The 17324-nt window shown below is 63.7% G+C and carries 11 protein-coding genes and 1 pseudogene; 6 read left to right on the top strand and 6 right to left on the bottom strand.

What is annotated here, in order from left to right:
* The first annotated feature begins 131 nt into the window (after positions 1-131).
* From CFE35_RS13550 to CFE35_RS13530, 5 genes are all read left to right on the top strand, one after another.
* Complete coding sequence (locus tag CFE35_RS13550) at positions 132-1157, top strand: aspartate-semialdehyde dehydrogenase (RefSeq protein ID WP_292931190.1); 1026 nt, start codon at positions 132-134, stop codon at positions 1155-1157.
* Positions 1158-1291: 134 nt separating this feature from the next.
* Complete coding sequence (locus tag CFE35_RS13545) at positions 1292-2074, top strand: sulfite exporter TauE/SafE family protein (protein WP_292931189.1); 783 nt, start codon at positions 1292-1294, stop codon at positions 2072-2074.
* A gap of 47 nt (positions 2075-2121) precedes the next feature.
* Complete coding sequence (locus tag CFE35_RS13540) at positions 2122-2826, top strand: alpha/beta fold hydrolase (protein WP_292931294.1); 705 nt, start codon at positions 2122-2124, stop codon at positions 2824-2826.
* Positions 2827-2908: 82 nt separating this feature from the next.
* Positions 2909-4747: a M2 family metallopeptidase gene (locus CFE35_RS13535; RefSeq protein ID WP_292931187.1), complete on the top strand. Its 1839-nt coding sequence runs from the start codon at positions 2909-2911 to the stop codon at positions 4745-4747.
* Positions 4748-4839: 92 nt separating this feature from the next.
* A complete protein-coding gene (locus tag CFE35_RS13530) occupies positions 4840-5670 on the top strand; it encodes a DUF5694 domain-containing protein (RefSeq protein ID WP_292931185.1) in 831 nt (276 codons plus the stop codon).
* A gap of 12 nt (positions 5671-5682) precedes the next feature.
* Here the strand turns inward: CFE35_RS13530 and CFE35_RS13525 are convergent.
* A pseudogene (locus CFE35_RS13525) lies at positions 5683-7122 on the bottom strand (AMP nucleosidase); the annotation flags it as partial.
* 56 nt (positions 7123-7178) lie between these two features.
* Positions 7179-9302: a penicillin acylase family protein gene (locus CFE35_RS13520; protein WP_292931293.1), complete on the bottom strand. Its 2124-nt coding sequence runs from the start codon at positions 9300-9302 to the stop codon at positions 7179-7181.
* A gap of 255 nt (positions 9303-9557) precedes the next feature.
* Between CFE35_RS13520 and CFE35_RS13515 the strand changes: the two genes are divergently transcribed.
* Positions 9558-13787 (top strand): LamG-like jellyroll fold domain-containing protein, encoded by a 4230-nt coding sequence (locus CFE35_RS13515; RefSeq protein ID WP_292931183.1) that lies wholly within the window; start codon positions 9558-9560, stop codon positions 13785-13787.
* 56 nt (positions 13788-13843) lie between these two features.
* Here CFE35_RS13515 and CFE35_RS13510 read toward each other — a convergent pair whose 3' ends face one another.
* The 4 genes from CFE35_RS13510 to rpsF all read right to left on the bottom strand — a co-directional run bounded on the left by CFE35_RS13510 (position 13844) and on the right by rpsF (position 17251).
* Positions 13844-15889: a calcium-binding protein gene (locus tag CFE35_RS13510; RefSeq protein ID WP_292931181.1), complete on the bottom strand. Its 2046-nt coding sequence runs from the start codon at positions 15887-15889 to the stop codon at positions 13844-13846.
* Between the two features lie 162 nt (positions 15890-16051).
* On the bottom strand, positions 16052-16648 hold the full coding sequence (gene rplI, locus CFE35_RS13505) for a 50S ribosomal protein L9 (RefSeq protein ID WP_292931179.1): 597 nt from the start codon (positions 16646-16648) through the stop codon (positions 16052-16054).
* A gap of 12 nt (positions 16649-16660) precedes the next feature.
* Complete coding sequence (gene rpsR, locus CFE35_RS13500; RefSeq protein WP_054121790.1) at positions 16661-16885, bottom strand: 30S ribosomal protein S18; 225 nt, start codon at positions 16883-16885, stop codon at positions 16661-16663.
* Between the two features lie 3 nt (positions 16886-16888).
* Positions 16889-17251, bottom strand: coding sequence for a 30S ribosomal protein S6 (rpsF, locus tag CFE35_RS13495; protein WP_292931175.1), 363 nt, complete (start codon positions 17249-17251; stop codon positions 16889-16891).
* Positions 17252-17324 lie beyond the last annotated feature (73 nt).

Here is a 17324-nt window from a genome sequence, read left to right as displayed (position 1 = left end):
GGCTTGGCACGAAGTGCTTAGCCGCAGTTGAGAGGGGAAAGGGGCGCGCAAGTTCCCCTCTCCCAACCCTCTCCCCTGAAGGGGAGAGGGCTAACCGGATGGGGCCGCAAGGCCGCCGCAAGGAGAATGCAATGGGTTACCGGGTAGTGGTCGCAGGCGCGACCGGCAATGTCGGGCGCGAGATGCTCAATATCCTCGCCGAGCGCGAGTTCCCGATCGACGAGATCGCGGCGCTGGCTTCCTCGCGCTCGCAGGGCAGCGAGATCGAGTTCGGTGAGACGGGCCGGATGCTCAAGGTCCAGAACATCGACAACTTCGATTTCACCGGCTGGGATATCGCCCTGTTCGCCATCGGCAGCACGGCCACCAAGGTTCACGCCCCGCGCGCGGCGGCGGCGGGCTGTGTTGTGATCGATAATTCCTCGCTCTACCGCATGGACCCCGACGTGCCGCTGATCGTGCCCGAGGTGAACCCGGATGCGATCGACGGCTACAAGGCGCGCAACATCATCGCCAACCCCAACTGCTCTACCGCGCAGATGGTCGTTGCGCTGAAGCCGCTGCACGATGCCGCCAAGATCAAGCGCGTTGTCGTGGCGACCTATCAGTCGGTCTCGGGCGCGGGCAAGGAAGGCATGGACGAACTGTTCGAGCAGAGCCGTGCGATCTTCGTCAATGATCCGATCGAGCCGCGCAAGTTCACCAAGCAGATCGCCTTCAACGTGATCCCGCACATCGACAGCTTCCTTGATGATGGCTCGACCAAGGAAGAATGGAAGATGGTCGCCGAGACCAAGAAGATCCTCGATCCCAAGATCAAGCTGACCGCGACTTGCGTGCGCGTCCCCGTGTTCGTCGGCCATTCCGAGGCGATCAACATCGAGTTCGAGGAAGAAATCTCCGCCACCCAGGCACAGGATATCCTGCGCGAAGCCCCCGGCGTCATGCTGATCGACAAGCGCGAGGACGGCGGATACGTGACGCCCATCGAATGCGTCGGCGATTTCGCGACCTTCATCAGCCGCGTGCGCGAAGACCCGACGGTGGACAGCGGCCTCTCGCTGTGGTGCGTGTCTGACAACTTGCGCAAGGGCGCCGCGCTCAACGCGGTGCAGATCGCCGAACTGCTCGGCCGTCGCCACCTCAAGAAGGGCTGACTTTTCCTCTATCGGCGCGCGAAGGATTTCCAAGCGCGCCGATAGACATTCTTGCATTGCCGCCGCGCGTGCGGCGCTCTAATCCTCCCCGCGCACGAAAGGGACCCGACCACGGGACCTGCCGGGGGATTGCCATGCTGGCCCATTTCGATTTGCTGCACGGCGTCGCCGGCCTGCTGGTGGGTTTTCTCGTCGGGCTGACAGGGGTGGGCGGCGGTTCGCTGATGACCCCCATTCTCGTGCTGCTGTTCGGCATTGCGCCCGGAACGGCTGTCGGCACCGATCTGCTGTTCGCCTCCATTACCAAGACCGCGGGCTCCGCCGTCCACGGCAAGCGCGAGACGGTGGACTGGCATATCATGCGCCGCCTTGCGCTGGGCAGCGTCCCTGCGGCAGTCGTCACGCTGATCCTGATTTCGGACTTCGGCAAGCTCAGCAAGGATTCCAGCCACCTCATCCTTACTTGCCTCGGCGGGATGCTGGTCGTCACGTCCATCGCCACGCTGTTCCAGAAGCAGTTGGCGGTGATGGCCAAGCAGCACGAACGGCTGGATGATCGTCAGGCGTTCATCCCCACCGTCATGCTCGGCGCGCTGCTCGGCGTTGCGGTTTCGATCACCTCGGTCGGTGCGGGGGCCATCGGCGTCACCGTGCTGCTGATGCTGTACCCTGCGCTGCGCGTCGCGAAGATCGTCGGCACCGATATTGCCCATGCCGTGCCGCTGACGATGGTCGCGGGCTTCGGTCATTGGATCATCGGCGATGTCGATTTTGGCCTCCTTGCCAGCCTGCTTGTCGGCTCGCTGCCCGGTGCTATCATCGGCAGCATGCTGTCCACGCGCTCGCCCGATCATGTCCTGCGCCCCGCGCTCGCCGCCGTGCTGATGGTCTCTGGCGTCCGGTTGCTGACTCAGTGAGCGAGACCTACCCCGGCTTCGACGGCGCGCCGCTGGCGCTGCACCGGATGGGGCCGGAAGGCGGCGGCGGCAGGCCGGTGATCCTGCTCCACGGCCTGTTTTCCAATGCCCATGTGAACTGGGTCAAGTTCGGCACCGCCGCGCAGCTCGCTGCGGCCGGGTTCCACTGCCTCATGCCGGATCTGCGCGCCCACGGGGCGAGCGCCGCGCCGCATGATCCCGCCGCTTATCCGCCCGATGTGCTCGCGCGCGATCTCGAAGCCCTGATCGCGCATCTTGCGCTGACGGATTACGACCTCGTCGGCTTCTCGCTCGGCTCGCGCACCAGCGCCCGCGCGGTCATCGCCGGTGTGCGCCCGCGCCGTCTCGTGTTGTCCGGCATGGGCCTTGAAGGCCTGGCGGGATGGGCGCGCCGCCAGCAGTTCTTCCTCGATATGCTCGACCGGTTCCCCGCGATCCGTCCCGGTGATCCGGCCTATGCCGCGCAGCAATTCCTGAAGACGATGGGCACCGATCCCGCCGCCGCGCGCCTGCTTCTGGGCACGATGGAAGATACCGCGCCCGAAGCGCTATCCGCCATAACCATGCCCACGCTGGTCCTATGCGGTGACAAGGACAACGACAACGGCAGCGCCGACCGCCTCGCGGCCACGCTTCCCGATGCCCGCCGCGCGGTCATCCCCGGGACGCACATGAGCAGCGTGACAGAACCCGCGTTTGGCGCCGAACTGGTTTCATTTCTTACTGCTTGACGCGGCTTCCGGGGCGGGTATCGGTGGCGGCAAGGGCCGGCAGGAATGCGGCCCAGTCGCACCGTCCGGAGAGCCAGTCCTCATGAAAACCCTCGTTTCGCTTGCCGCGCTCGCGGCTTCGCTCGTTGCCGCGCCTGCGCTGGCCCAGCAGGCCCCCGATGCTGCCCTGAATGATGCTGCCCCGAATGCGGCTGCGGCGCAGGCCTGGATCAAGGCCGCCGATCAGGGCTACTTCGATCAGACCGTGCGCACTGGCCGCACCCAGTGGGTTTATGAAACCAACATCACCGACGATACCGAGGCGCTGTTTGCGGCCTCCAACGCCGAATTCAACACGCTGATGGTCAAGACTGCCGCCGAGGCCGCGCGCATGGCCAAAGTCCCCGGTCTGACGGCGGAAGACCAGCGCAAGCTGGTGATGATGCGCACCCAGATCACCAGCCCGGTGCCCACCACCCCGGGCGCGGCGGAAGAGTTCGGCACGCGGCAGGCGCGCATTCAGGGCCTCTACGGCAAAGGCCACGGCACGCTGAACGGCGCGGCCATCAACGGTAGCGATATCGAGGAAGCGATGGGCACCAGTCGCAATCCCGATCAACTCAAGGAAATGTGGCTTTCGTGGCACGACAGCGTCGGCAAGCCGATGAAGGACGACTACGCGAAGATGGTCGCCCTCTCGAACGCCGGGGCGCAGGAGCTGGGCTTTGCCGATACCGGCGCGCTGTGGCGTTCGAACTACGACATGGACCCGGCTGCCTTCGCCGCGCTGACGGAAAAGATCTGGAACGAGGTTCGCCCGCTCTATGTCCAGCTCCACTGCTACACCCGCAGCAAGCTCAATGAGAAATACGGCGCAGGCGTCCAGCAGAAGTCCGGCCCGATCCGCGCCGATCTCCTCGGCAATATGTGGGCGCAGGAATGGGGCAATATCTACGATGTCGTCGCGCCAAAGGGTTCGGGCGATCTCGGCTACGATGTCGGCGAACTGCTCGTCGCCAAGGACTATGATGCGGTGAAGATGGTGAAGGCGGGGGAGGGCTTCTACACCTCGCTCGGCCTTGCGCCTTTGCCCGAAACCTTCTGGGCGCGCTCGCAGATCGTGAAGCCGCAGGGCCGCGAAGTGATCTGCCACGCCTCCGCGTGGGATATCGACAACAAGGACGATCTGCGCATCAAGATGTGCACCAAGGTCAATGGCGATGATTTCGTGACGATCCACCACGAACTCGGCCACAACTACTACCAGCGCGCCTATAACGCGCAGACCTCTCGCTACTACATGGAAGGCGCGAACGACGGCTTCCACGAAGCCATCGGCGATACGATGGCGCTCTCGATCACGCCGGAATACCTCGTCCAGATCGGCCTGATGGGCCGCGACAAGGTGCCCGCGGCGGACAAGGACACCGGCCTCCTGCTGCGTCAGGCGATGGACAAGGTTGCGTTCCTGCCCTTTGGCCTGCTGATCGATCGCTGGCGCTGGGGCGTGTTCGATGGCTCGATCAAGCCCGACAACTATGAAGCGGCGTGGAACCAGATGCGCCTGAAGTATCAGGGCCTCGTCCCGCCTGCCGAGCGCCCGGCGGATGCCTTCGATCCCGGCGCGAAGTTCCACATTCCCGCGGTCGTGCCCTACACGCGCTACTTCCTTGCCCGCGTGCTCCAGTTCCAGTTCTATGAAGCGGCGTGCCGCGAAGCCGGCTGGAAAGGCCCACTCCACCGCTGCAGCTTCTATGGCAACAAGGCGGTCGGCGCGAAGCTCAACGCCATGCTGAGCATGGGCGCAAGCAAGCCCTGGCCCGATGCGCTAGAAGCCTTCACCGGCAGCCGTGAAATGAGCGGCAAGGCGATGATCCGCTACTTCGCCCCGCTGCAAAAGTGGCTGGAGAAGCAGAACAAGGGGCAGGATTGCGGCTGGTAAGGGCCAATGGCTCCCGGGAAGGAATACCGCCAAACATGGTGTGGGGGCAAGCTCGGTGCTACTCCCGCGCCAGACCGATGAAGGACCACACCATGAAAACCCCGTTTGCCTTGCTGGCCTCGCTTGTCCTTGCCGTTCCCGCGTATGCCGCGCCGACGCCGGTCGAGGTGATGATCCTCGGTGCCTATCATTTCGGCAATCCCGGGCTCGATGTGAACAACGTTCAGGTCGATAGCGTGCTGACTCCGGACAAGCAGCGCCAGCTGGATGCGGTGGGGCAGGCGCTGCTTGCCTTCAAACCCACGCGGGTCATGGTCGAGATGCAAAGCAAGGCCCCCGATCTGGCGGTATCGGCTTATGCCGCGTTCACACCTGCCAAGCTGCTGACGGCCGCCAACGAGATCGATCAGATCGCGTTCCGCATCGCGGGCCTTGCCAAGCTGCCGATCGTCAGCGGGATCGACGAGCAGCCTGCGGAAGGCGAGCCAGACTATTTCTCCTATGACAAGTTGCAGGAAGCCGCGCAGAAGTTTGGCCAGCAGGCCCTGATTGATGGCCCCAACGCCGAACTGAAGCCGGTGCTGGAAAAGTTCGAGGCCGATCAGAAATCCGCAAGCGTCGCCGACCTGCTGGTGCGCGTGAACACCGATCCGATCTACACCACGATGGCTGGCTACTACACGTGGCTGCGCATCGGCGATCACGACAATCAGACCGGCGCCGATCTCAACGCCATGTGGTATCTGCGCAATGCCAAGATCTGGGGCAAGCTGCTGTCCGTCGCCAAGCCCGGAGACCGCGTGCTGGTCGTCTACGGCGCGGGCCACGGCTATTGGCTGCGTCATTTCGCGGCTGCGACGCCGGGGGTTGTTGCTGTTGATCCCGTTCCGCTGCTGAAGGCGGCGGCTGCGAAGACGCGCTAAGCGGCAGCAGCCTCAGCGGAACGGCGGTTCGTTGAACGCGCGCAGTTTGCGGCTGTGGAGTTTCGCGCCCTCCGCTCGCAGCAGCGCGCAAGCCGTCGTGCCGATGGCGAGGTGGCTGGAGATCGCTTCCTCGTAAAAGCGGTTGGCCTGTCCCGGCAGTTTCAGTTCGCCATGGAGCGGCTTGTCCGAGACGCACAGTAGCGTCCCGTATGGCACGCGGAAGCGGTAGCCCTGTGCGGCGATGGTCGCGCTCTCCATGTCGATGCCCACCGCGCGGCTCAGGCTCAGGCGCTTGGCGGAGTGCGAATAGCGCAGTTCCCAGTTGCGATCATCGGTGGTGACGACCGTGCCTGTGCGCATCCGCCGCTTGAGGTCCGATCCGCCCGCACCGCTGACGATCTCCGCCGCGCGTGCCAATGCCACCTGCACTTCGGCGATGGCCGGGATCGGGATTTCGGGCGGCAGCACCGGATCGAGCACGTGGTCATCACGCAGGTACGCATGGGCGAGCACGTAATCCCCGATCTTCTGCGTGGGGCGCAGGCCGCCGCAGTGGCCGATCATCAGCCACGCTTCGGGCCGCAGCACGGCGAGGTGGTCGCAGATCGTCTTGGCGTTGGAGGGGCCGACGCCGATATTGACCAGCGTGATCCCGCTCCGGTCTGGCGCGACGAGGTGATAGGCGGGCATCTGGTGCCGCCGCCACGCGGTGTCCGACATGCGGGCGCGGGCATTCTCCGTCGGTTCGGTCAGGTGCAATCCGCCCGCGCCGGAAAGCGCGGTGTATTCCCCGGTGCCGAGCTGCCCCGCCGCCCAGTCGACGAACTCATCGACATAGCGGTGGTAGTTGGTGAAGAGGATGTAGCGCTGGAAGTCCTCGGCCGGGGTGCCGGTGTAATGCGTCAGCCGCGCAAGGCTGAAATCGGTGCGCAGTCCGTCGAACAGCGCAAGGGGGAGGGGGCCATCGCCCACATTGTATTCCCCGTCCGCGATCTCGTCGCCGATGTGGGAAAGCTCCGCGCCGGGAAAGTGGCGCGCCAGTTCCTGCGGCCCCACGCTGCCCATCTGCGCACCGAGCGCGCCATCCAGCACATAGGCAAACGGGATTTCCTGGCGCGAGACGGCGGCTTCCACGGTCACGTCGAATCCCTGCATGATGATCGCCAGTTGCTCGGCAAGGTAATCGGCAAACAGCGCGGGCCGCGTCACCGTGCAGGCATAGGTGCCTCTTTGCGAGAGGCGGCCGAAGGAATGCCCGGTCGGCTCGGTGCTTGGCTCCCCGGCAAAGTGGATGCGCAGTTCCGGGTAGCAATAGCTGCCGTCATGGCGGCGCGCTGGCGGCGGCAGTGTGCCATCGGCGGCAAAGGCCATCACATCCGCGCGCAGCCGCGCAACCGAGGTGGTGTGGATGCGCGAAAGCGCGTCGAGCACTGTGGCGATGTGGTCCATCCGGCCAAGCGTAACCGTCTGGTGTGTCCTTGGGAAGTCAGAGGCGGGAAGTCAGGGGCTCAGGGCACCTCGCGCATGCGGGTGAGCACCTTGCTCGATACGACGTGGGCCTTGAGGTCTTCCGGATAGAACCACACCTCGCGCAAGTCGCCGCGGGCATAGCGGTCCACCTGATCGCCGAAATGGGGCGAGGCGGGATCGGCGCTGGTCCCGCCGATGCTCACCGCGCGGGCGCGGACTTTGGGGCCGAACTCCACCACCGCGACGAAGCTGTTGCCATTGGTGCCATACATTCGCTTCGTGCCCGGATAGCGGGCCGCGCCGAACGAGGCGAGGCTGCCCCAGTTGCCGCTGGCGAAGGGGATCGGCGTGCTTGGCCTGGCATCATCGAAGGTTTGCGTGATCGCGCCGTCATTGCGCTGATAGCGATTGAGCACGCCCCACTGCACCTGCCACGATCCGAAATCGCTGACGAGCCGGTTCACCGCATCGTCCAGCGCGGCAAGGCGCTGGGCATCGGTGATGCGATTGTTCATCCGCTCCCACAGGCTTTCCTCGTCGCCATCGTCCTGCGCGGAAACGCGCGCCCACAGCGCCTCGCCATAGCCGACCGCGAGGCTGGTGGCGGTGGAGGACAGGCTCCAGCGGTGGTCCCAGCCCTTGAGCAGCGCGATCGGCCCGTCGCGTTTCGCATCTGGGGCGCCCTCGTGTGCGGCAAACAGAGCGGGAAGCAGCCGATCGAAGGCGGGGAGGGCAGGGTCGTAGGCGGCGGCCATCAGGCTATCGAGCGTGAAATCGCGCCGACCCTCCAGCACGGCGCGCGCATGCGCATCGCGCGCATTCTGCCCGGCCTGGTCCATGTAGCGCGGGAACTCGGTCTCTTTGGGGCTGTCCGGCCCCGCAGCCGTCCACGGCGCATTGTTGACGTTGAACGCCCAGCCGTTCGCCGGCTTGAGCACGTTGGGCAAGCTGCCGAGGCTGTGGAGGCCATCCCAGTGCGCGGCGGGATTGCTGCCATCCACGGGCTTGCGCCAATCGAAGCGGTCATCCCGCTCGGGCACGAACTGCGGATGGAGATAGGCGATCTCGCCCTTGCTGTCGGCAAACAGCGTGTTGTTCGAGGCATTGGCCTTGAGATTGGCGACGAGCAGGAAGCTGCGCAGATCGTCTGCCTTGGTGCGCAGAAAGCTCTGCTCCAGCGCGCGGACCGGACGGTTCATCAGGCCGACAGTGATCCACTTGCCGCCTTCCTCGCGCACCACCGGGCCATGTTCGCTGGCATATGTGGTGAAGCTGCGTTCGCTGAGCGCGCCGTCCGCCTGCCGCACTTTCAGCGTCACCGTCTGCGCCGTGAATGGCTTGACCGCATTGCTGATCCGGTAGGCCGGGGGCGCGCCGTCCTGCTGCACCACGGTTTCGGCAAATTCATCGACATTGTCGATGCCGCTGGTGGTGTGCATCCAGCCTGCCTTGGCATTGAAGCCCTGGTAGATGAAGAACTGCCCCCACGTGGCCGCGCCATAGGCGTTGAGGCCTTCTTCGCTCGTCACCTGCTGTTCGGCGCGGAAATAGAAGCTGGTGTGCGGGTTGATCAGCAGCAGCGCATGGCCGTCGGCGGTGCGCGATGGCGCGATGGCGATGCCGTTGGAGCCCGCCGGTTCCTTCAGGATGCGGCCCAGTTCGGCGTCGGTCATGGCCACCTTGCGCTGGCCGTAGAACGCCTCGATCTGCGAAAGCGCGATCCGCTCGATGTTGCCGCCGATGCTGCCTTCAGTGAAGCTGAGCGCCATCCACGGCTCGAAGTGCGTCAACACTTTGGGCTTAACCTCGGGATGGTCGGCCAGATAGGCGTTAAGACCTGCAGCCCAGGCATCCATGAGCTTGCGCAGCCAGGCGGGGCTTGTCGCATAGTTTTCCTGAAGGATGGCCGGGTCCACCCACAACCGCTGGCGCAAGTCCTGCCACAGCGCCTTTTCGCCGTCTGCTTCGGCAAGGCGGCCCAGACTGACGAGGTAATTGCGCTCGATTCTGGGGAAGTCATCTTCGGCCTGCGCATAGATCATGCCGTAGATCGCATCGGCGTCGGTCTTGCCCGAGACATGCGCGATGCCCCACTCGTCCCGTTCGATTTTCGCTTCGCCGATTATTTCGGAAGTTTTCCCGACCGAGTTATTCGGGATCACGCCGATGAGGAGTGCCACAACTGCGACGGCATGTTCACGCTTCAAGGCATCCTCCTGCTCACTTTATCGCAGCATAATTACCCAAGTGCTTGGGATCAAATGCTCTTTTTAGTTGAAATCAAAATAGTCCATTCCGGTTGGCTGCGCAATTTTTAAGCATCTGGGTTAACGCGTTAGGGGTATCCCGCAGCCATTGTACTTAAACCGTCCTTCGGCATGCTCTGCGCATATGGCCCAAAGGCAAGGAGATGCACGATGGGGATCACAGGGACTACCGGCACAGGACTAGATCGTGCCATCGATCTGATTGCAAACGATTATGGGCTCAACATGGGCTCATCGGGAGCAGCGATTCGTGAAGGCGCGGCTGCGGCCGATGCGATGAACGGCCTGATCGTGAGCGCGATCCGCACGCTCGGCCTTGCCAATGATGGCGAGATAACGACTTCGGACATCTACTCGCTCAACACCTACTTGCGCGGCACCGCGCTGGCCAAGTTCTCCGCGCTCTACGGGGCCGAGACGGATAGCACCTCCACCGGCTTCCAGCGCGTTGCGGGCGAAGGCGCAGTCACGCGGCTGTTCGGCGATGCAGGCGTCGACCGCGTGCTGAGCAGCCTCTACAGTCTCGCATTCGAGATCAAGGACGGTCACCTCACGTCGCCCCAGAACTATTGGGGCGCGGGCGTGGATGATGCGGCGCACTGGCTCAATAGCCTGCTGGCGCCCGAATTGGCGGCAGGCACGCTGGGGAGCAGCAAGGGGGATCCGCAGGCGCACGGCACCACTGGTACCGGGCTCGATCTCATCACTGAGCGGCTGCTCGACGATATCGGCCTCAACCACCGCATTTCGCAAAAGCAGATCAACGATGCGGCCAAGGCTGCCGACGGCATGGCCAAGATCATGCTTCAGGCGATCAAGGAAACCGGCGTTGCCGATGATAACCGGCTCGATCCGATGGACATGGTCGATCTCAATCGCTGGGTCATCGTCAACAAGCTCGACGAGTGGACAAAGCTTCACGGCGACGACGAAGGCGCGTTCGAAAGCGGCCTGCACTATGCGCAAGGCGACGGCGGGCGCGACTATATCTACGGCGATCTCTCGGTCGATACCGTGGCCGATGGCATCTATCACATCGGCTTCAAGATTTCGGGCGACCGCTTCGAGAACGAGGATGGCAACGCCAACCAGCGCATCACCGACACCTCGGACTGGATCAGCCTGCTGCTCGCAAAGGATCTGGAATCGGGCTCGCTCCATTCGGACCACGCGGTTGTCGATGCCGCCTCGCTCAAGCCCAATCTGGTGTTCAGCAAGGCTTCGATGGCCAACAATGATGGCACCAAGGGCGCGGTGGAACTGGGCAAGGCGCCGGCCACAAGCGTGGCTGAAGGCACCATTGCGGTCGATTTCACGGCCAACCATCCGGATGATGGCGGCACCCACGTCATCTTCTCGAAGGATGGCAGCAGCAACGCCGATGGCGACATGACCGCCTTCATCAATGACGGCGAGCTTTATGTCCTGCTGCAGGACGGCAGCCGTGACTGGTGGGTCAAGGCCGATGGCGTCACGATCGAGGCGGGCCGCCAATATACCCTTGCGATCACGTTCGGCCAGGACGGTCTGGGCGTGTTCCTCAATGGCAAGCGCGTTGCGGCGGAAGTCGATGCGACCAGCGGGCTCGGGCCGAACACGCGCAGCCTCGTGCTGGGTGCGGGCACCTGGAACCGCGATGGCAGCAACATGTCGCGACTGGACAGCTATCTCGATGGCAAAGTGGGCAACCTTGCCGTCTACGACCGCATCCTCGATCCGTTCGAGCTGCGCGCGATCAACCATTCGGGCGCTTTGCCGGCGGAATGGGTTGGAAGCGCTGCGTTCGAAGGCGATCAGCCGGCGGCGCGCGCCGGCACCGGGCTCAAGGGCGAAGTGTTCGATCGTGGCACCAGCTTCGATTCGATCGACGATCTGATCGCCCAGACCGCGACCAAGTCCGCCAACTTCCACCTTTCTGCGACCACCGTGAACTTCGGCGGCTTCAAGGAAGTTTCGACGCTGGGGCAGTTCCTTGATGGCAAGGCCGCGCTGACAGATGGCGGCGCGGACACGGCGATGAACACGATTGGCCTGCGCTTGCAGGGCTTCATCTGGCTCGAAAAGGGCCAGCATCTCATCAATGTGCGCTCGGACGATGGCTTCCTGCTCAAGCTGGGTGGAGATGAACTCTCCAGCTATGCCCACGGGCGCGGATTTACCGGCACGAGCAAGACGATCGATATCGCCAAGTCCGGGCTTTACGCCGTTGACCTCTATTACTTTGACAACAATGGGCCCGAGGGCCTTCGGGTGGAGCTCGATGGCGATCCGGTCAGCGCGGACCGGCTCTATGCCTCGATCAACGACTACAAGGCCGCGCTCGCTGCCAACGGAGCGATGCCTGATGGCGGCCTGCCTTATGCCTATGACGGGCCGAAGGGCACCACCGGCACCGGGCTCGATCAGCTGATCCAGATGATCGGCGAGGATGTGGGGCTGAAGAACAACATCTCCGCCAGCCAGATCCGCGAAGGCGCTGCGGCGGCAGACAAGCTCAATCACATCATCATCGATGCCATCAAGGCCACCGGCGCGATGGACGACGGGCACCTCACCGTGGCCGAGACATACGACCTTTCGGAGTGGATCCGCGCCAACCAGTCAACCGCCTTCCTTGCTGCCCACGGCAATGACGAGAACATGGTGGAGACCGGCTTCCACCTGATCCAGGGCGATCACGGGGCCAGCTACCTGCTCGGCGACAGCGCGATCGATACCGTGATGGACGGTATCTACCACATCGGCTTCGACACGAAGTGGGACCGCTTCCTCAACGAGGATGGCAACACCAATGCGCGGGTCGAGACAGTGACCTACTGGCTCAACGAACTGCTCGGCACGATGCCGCTGCCTCCACCCGGCTCGGGCACCGCGCCGCTGGTGGGCAGTGCTGCGGCACCGAACGTTACGGTGAGAGAAGGGTTGAACGTCAAACTGGCGGCCAGTGCCAAGAGCCTGACGCTGGCCGGATCGGCAGTCAACGGTGCGGGTAACGACAGCGACAACACGCTCACCGGCAACAACCAGTCCAACATGCTCGAAGGCGGAGCCGGCAACGATACGCTCTATGGCGGCAGTGGCGGCGATGTCCTCATCGGCGGCGCAGGCACCGATACGCTGTTCGGCGGAAGCGGCGATGACAGCTACTGGATCGATTCGGTCAAGGATGTGATCAAGGAAGAGGCCGGTCCTGCGGGCGGCGTGGATACGGTGTTCATCATGAGCCAGGCCACGGGATCCTACACGCTCGCCGCCGAGCTCGAAAATGCCGAGTATCGGGGTGCCAGTCCCATGCGGCTGACCGGAAACCTACAGGCCAACGCCATCACCGGCGGGGCAGGGAGCGATCTGATCGAAGGGCTTGCTGGCGGCGATACCCTGTCGGGCATGGACGGAAACGATACCATCAATGGCGGTGACGGGATCGACACCATCCATGGCGGCGGCGGCAATGATCTGCTCACCGGCGGCAATGGCAACGACACCATCTTTGGTGGCGGCGGATCGAACAAGATGGTCGGCGGCTCGGGCGATGATACCTATTTCATGGACTTGGCCACCAACACGATCATCGAGAATGCCAACGAAGGCCGTGACCGGGTCTACTCGGCCGTGAACACCACGCTCGGTGCCAATCTGGAGGAGTTGTTCCTGACCGAGGGGGCGAAGAATGCCACCGGCAACGCGCTGGCCAATCGCATCGAAGGCAACGCTGAAGCCAATTATATCAATGGCGGGCTTGGCGCGGATATCATGGCAGGCGGCAGGGCCGACGACACGTATGTCATCGACAACGCGGGTGACCGGGTGATCGAGAACGCCGACGAAGGCATCGACCGGGTGGTTTCTAGTGTCAATTTCACGCTGGCCGCCAATGTCGAAACCCTCATCCTGACCGGGACGGCTACCCTTGCGGGTGTCGGCAACAGCCTCGCCAATGCACTGGTCGGGAATGATGGCAGCAACGTGCTGCGCGGCCTTTCCGGGAATGACTGGGTTTCGGGCGGCGCTGGCAACGACAAGCTCTATGGGGGCCAGGGGGCGGATGGCCTCAAGGGCGGCGCGGGTGCAGATCAGTTCGTGTTCGAAAGCCTCACCGATTCAACTGCGGCCGTGGCCGGGCGGGATACGATCGCGGACTTTTCCCGCACGGAGCACGATCTCATCGACCTTGCGAAGATCGATGCCAACGGCGGCGATGCGGGCGATGGCACGTTCAAGCTCGTTTCTGCCTTCAATGGCAGCCACGGCGCGCTCGTCATCTCGGCACAAGGTAATCAGTGGCTGGTTCAAGCCGACATCAACGGTGACAAGGTGGCCGATTTCGCGATCCTCGTTACCAGCAGCACTGCTCTGGTAGCGGCAGACTTCGTGCTGTGAGGTGAGAGGCAGGCAACCGGGCTCCGCGCAATGTGCATGGAGCCCGGTTCTCCCAACTAGATTTCCATGAAATCGTACCCGTAGATTTCGGGTTTGCTGGCGATGACCGCAAGCAGCACCTGCGCCCCACTGCCGGAACCATCGGCATCGTAGTAGATATTGCCCGTCTCGATATCGTAGATCAGGCGCTGGTCTGCGGTGGTCGCAGCGGTGCCGAAGGCAAGCTCGCTGCCAAATGGGTTTCTGATGCCGATGATGTCCGTGCCCGAGGCGAAGTCGGTGATCACGGTCACGCCAGTGCCGACGGCGTTGAGCTTGAAGAGGTCATTGTCAGCGCCTCCGGTCAGGCGATCGTTTCCGCCAGCGCCATCAAGCACGTTCTTGCCAGCGTTGCCGATGATCGTGTTGTTGCCGGCGTTGCCTGTCCCATCGATGTAGAAATCGCCCATGGCCAATCTGAGCACTTCGACAAAGTCCGGCAAGATGAAGCTCACTGTGGAGATAACCGTGTCGGTTCCGCCGAGCGAAGTCCCGGCTGCGCTCATGGCGCGGCTTTCGATCACCTGATCGCCGACATTGTCGACGTAGTAGGTGTCGCGCCCGGTTCCGCCGATCATCACGTCGGCGCCCGTGCCGCCAATCAGCACGTCGGCACCAGCGCCGCCGACGAGCCGGTCACCCCCGGCGCCTCCGTCCAGCCGATCTGCTCCGGCAAGGCCGGTCAGCACGTTGCGCCGGGCATCGCCGGTCAGCGCATCGTTGAACCGCGAACCGACCAGGTCTTCGATCCCGGTCAGAGTGTCTGTTCCGGCACCTCCGGTGTTCTGCGCCGTGGTGAGCGCCAGCGAAACCGCCACGCCCGCTTCGGCTCCGGCATAACTTGCGGTATCACGGCCGCCCAGGCCCACCAGCCTGTCGTTGCCGCCCAGGCCGATGAGCGTGTCGTCCCGCGTGGTTCCGGTCAGCGCGTCCGCCCGGTCGGTTCCCATGAGCACCACGCCTGCGTTCGAGCCGAATGTCCGCCCGCGCACGGCAGAGCCGCTCGTATCCAGTCCGGTCTGGCTCTGGTCGTTCCAGCCGATGACGAACCCGCCGGTGGAAAGCGCCGAAATCATCGGCCCGGATTGATCGCTTGCCCTGGTGGTGTTGACGTCCTGCTGGAAGCCGATCTCCTCGCCGAGGGAAGAGAAGGTCTTGACTGCGATCTCGCTGCCGGTGGCGCCACTGCGCCTGGCCCAAGCCACGGCGAAATCCCCGGACGCCAGCATCGCCACGTCAAACGACCGGGCCGCGCCCAGACCCGTCTGGTCGATGATGATGTCTTCGCTTTGCGCAACGCCACTCGCGCTGAAAACTTGCGCATGAAGCGGGCCGGTCACGGCCGCGCCTTCGGCCCAGAGCACGACGAATTGGCCATTCCGCAATGCTTCGATGCGCACCTGTTCCGGATTGCCGCCATCGCTTGCCGCACCATCGAGGGCGACGACTTGCGGTGTGCCGGATAGGTTGGGGGCAAAGATCAGGATGTCTTGCGTGTGCGGATCAAACAATGCGATCCGGCCATCCGACAAGGCGGTGCCGCCACCGGGCACCAGACCGGGCGAGGCGACCGGATCGCCCAGGCTTTGGCCGGAGGCGCTGAAGGCCTGCTGGTAGGATATTGGCAAGCTGGTGCCGCGGACGTCAATCGCTATCCAGCCGACCACGAAACCGCCAGCCGGCTGGGCTACTGCACCGGTGCCAAGCAGGATCTTCTCCCCCCCGGCGGTATCGGTGGTGACCACGATCGGATCGCCCAGCGTGGCCAGCGAACGGCCCAGCAACTGGATGGTGATGGCGTTGGATGCCGGGCTGGTCTGAACCGAGATGAATCGACCCGATGCCAGTTCCACCGCCGTTTCATTGCCTCCGGAAACGGCCTCGCTGCCACCGGTCGTCCCGTTGAAGAAGCGCCCTTTCTGCACCAGTCCGACAGGATCGCTCGCATCGGAAAAGAGAGCGACGAACCGTCCGTCAGCCAAGGCTTCGATGCCGTTCAGTTTCTGGTTGCCGGTGGTTGTCGTGTTGATCAGAAACTCGCCGCTGGTTGCGCTGTAGGTCATCGTCACCCCTGAATGGCTATCAGCAAATTTGCCTACGCCGCCACGGTGACATTGTGCCTGGCGTTTGGCCAGCACGGACCTTGCGAGACACAACAGGACACAAAACGAAAGGGGCGCCCGTTGCCAGGCGCCCCTCTTGCTATCCGATCTCGATCAACTGGCTCAGGCGTCCGCTTCGGCGGAGTCCTCGAGCAGGTCGGCCGGGATTTCGCCCGGCTCGGCATTGGGGTCATAGGCTTCGGTGAAGCCGCCCACTTCGGTATCGAACATCGCATCGATGACATCGACGCCCTGCGACTGCAGCGCGGCTTCGTCGGGCGAGCGAGCGACGTTGACCTTCACGGTCACGCTCACCTCGGGGTGGAGCGAAACCTTGACGGTCGAGATACCGATGGACTTGATCGGGCGTTCCAGCACGACCATGGCCTTCGTCACCTTGGCGCCCTGTTCGACCAGCGCGTCTACGATGTCGCGCACCGAAACCGAACCATAGAGCTGGCCGGAGTTGGACGAGGCGCGGATCAGCACCACTTCCTTGCCCTCGACGTTGGCGGATTCAGCCTGCGCGTCGGTGCGACGTGCGGCATTGTCGGCCTCGATGCGGGCGCGGTTGGCTTCGAAGACCTTGTTGTTGGCTTCGTTGGCGCGGAGCGCCTTCTTGTTGGGCAGCAGGAAGTTGCGCGCGTAGCCGTCCTTGACGGTGACAACGTCACCGATGGAGCCCAGCTTCTCGATGCGCTCGAGCAGGATGATCTGCATGGTTAGCGCTCCTTACTTGACGATGTAGGGAAGCAGGCCGATGTGCCGGGCGCGCTTGATCGCCTGGCCCAGCTCGCGCTGCTTCTTTGCCGAAACGGCGGTGATGCGCGAAGGCACGATCTTGCCACGCTCGGACATGAAGCCCTGAAGCAGGCGCACGTCCTTGTAATCAATGACAGGGGCGCCCTTGCCCGAGAACGGGCACGACTTGCGGCGGCGGAAAAACGGACGAGCCATGGCTTATTCCCCTTCGCGTTCGCGGCGGCGGGTCCGCTCGCGGTCGTTCTTGCGCATCATCACCGACGGGCCGGCTTCGTGCTCGTCCACGCGGACGGTCATGAAGCGGATCACGTCTTCGTTGATCGCGGTCTGGCGCTCGAGCTCGGCAACCACGCCCGCGGGGGCTTCGATGTCGAGCAGCACGAAGTGCGCCTTGCGGTTCTTCTGGATCTTGTAGGCCAGCGAACGGAGACCCCAGGTCTCGGTCTTGACGACCTTCCCGTTGTTGGTCTCGACGATTTCGGTGGCGGTGGCGGCAAGCGCGTCAACCTGAGCCTGGCTCAGATCCTGACGTGCGAGGAAAACATGCTCGTAAAGCGGCATGGGCCCTAGCGTCCTTCATCAATCTAACCGATCGCTGGCTGATCCGCGGTATTGCGGGGCCCCTCCGGCTTTC

This window comes from Novosphingobium sp. PASSN1 (assembly GCF_002278815.1).
Note: the sequence above shows the minus strand (reverse complement) of the source record. Positions and strands in the feature narration are given on the sequence as shown.

Excerpts from the sequence above, each read along its gene's own strand:
- CFE35_RS13515 (WP_292931183.1), top strand. The coding sequence starts at position 9,558 with ATGGGGATCACAGGGACTACCGGCACAGGACTAGATCGTGCCATCGAT.
- rpsR (WP_054121790.1), bottom strand. The coding sequence starts at position 16,885 with ATGGCTCGTCCGTTTTTCCGCCGCCGCAAGTCGTGCCCGTTCTCGGGC.
- CFE35_RS13530 (WP_292931185.1), top strand. The coding sequence starts at position 4,840 with ATGAAAACCCCGTTTGCCTTGCTGGCCTCGCTTGTCCTTGCCGTTCCC.
- CFE35_RS13540 (WP_292931294.1), top strand. The coding sequence starts at position 2,122 with ATGGGGCCGGAAGGCGGCGGCGGCAGGCCGGTGATCCTGCTCCACGGC.
- rplI (WP_292931179.1), bottom strand. The coding sequence starts at position 16,648 with ATGCAGATCATCCTGCTCGAGCGCATCGAGAAGCTGGGCTCCATCGGT.
- rpsF (WP_292931175.1), bottom strand. The coding sequence starts at position 17,251 with ATGCCGCTTTACGAGCATGTTTTCCTCGCACGTCAGGATCTGAGCCAG.
- CFE35_RS13510 (WP_292931181.1), bottom strand. The coding sequence starts at position 15,889 with ATGACCTACAGCGCAACCAGCGGCGAGTTTCTGATCAACACGACAACC.
- CFE35_RS13545 (WP_292931189.1), top strand. The coding sequence starts at position 1,292 with ATGCTGGCCCATTTCGATTTGCTGCACGGCGTCGCCGGCCTGCTGGTG.
- CFE35_RS13550 (WP_292931190.1), top strand. The coding sequence starts at position 132 with ATGGGTTACCGGGTAGTGGTCGCAGGCGCGACCGGCAATGTCGGGCGC.
- CFE35_RS13535 (WP_292931187.1), top strand. The coding sequence starts at position 2,909 with ATGAAAACCCTCGTTTCGCTTGCCGCGCTCGCGGCTTCGCTCGTTGCC.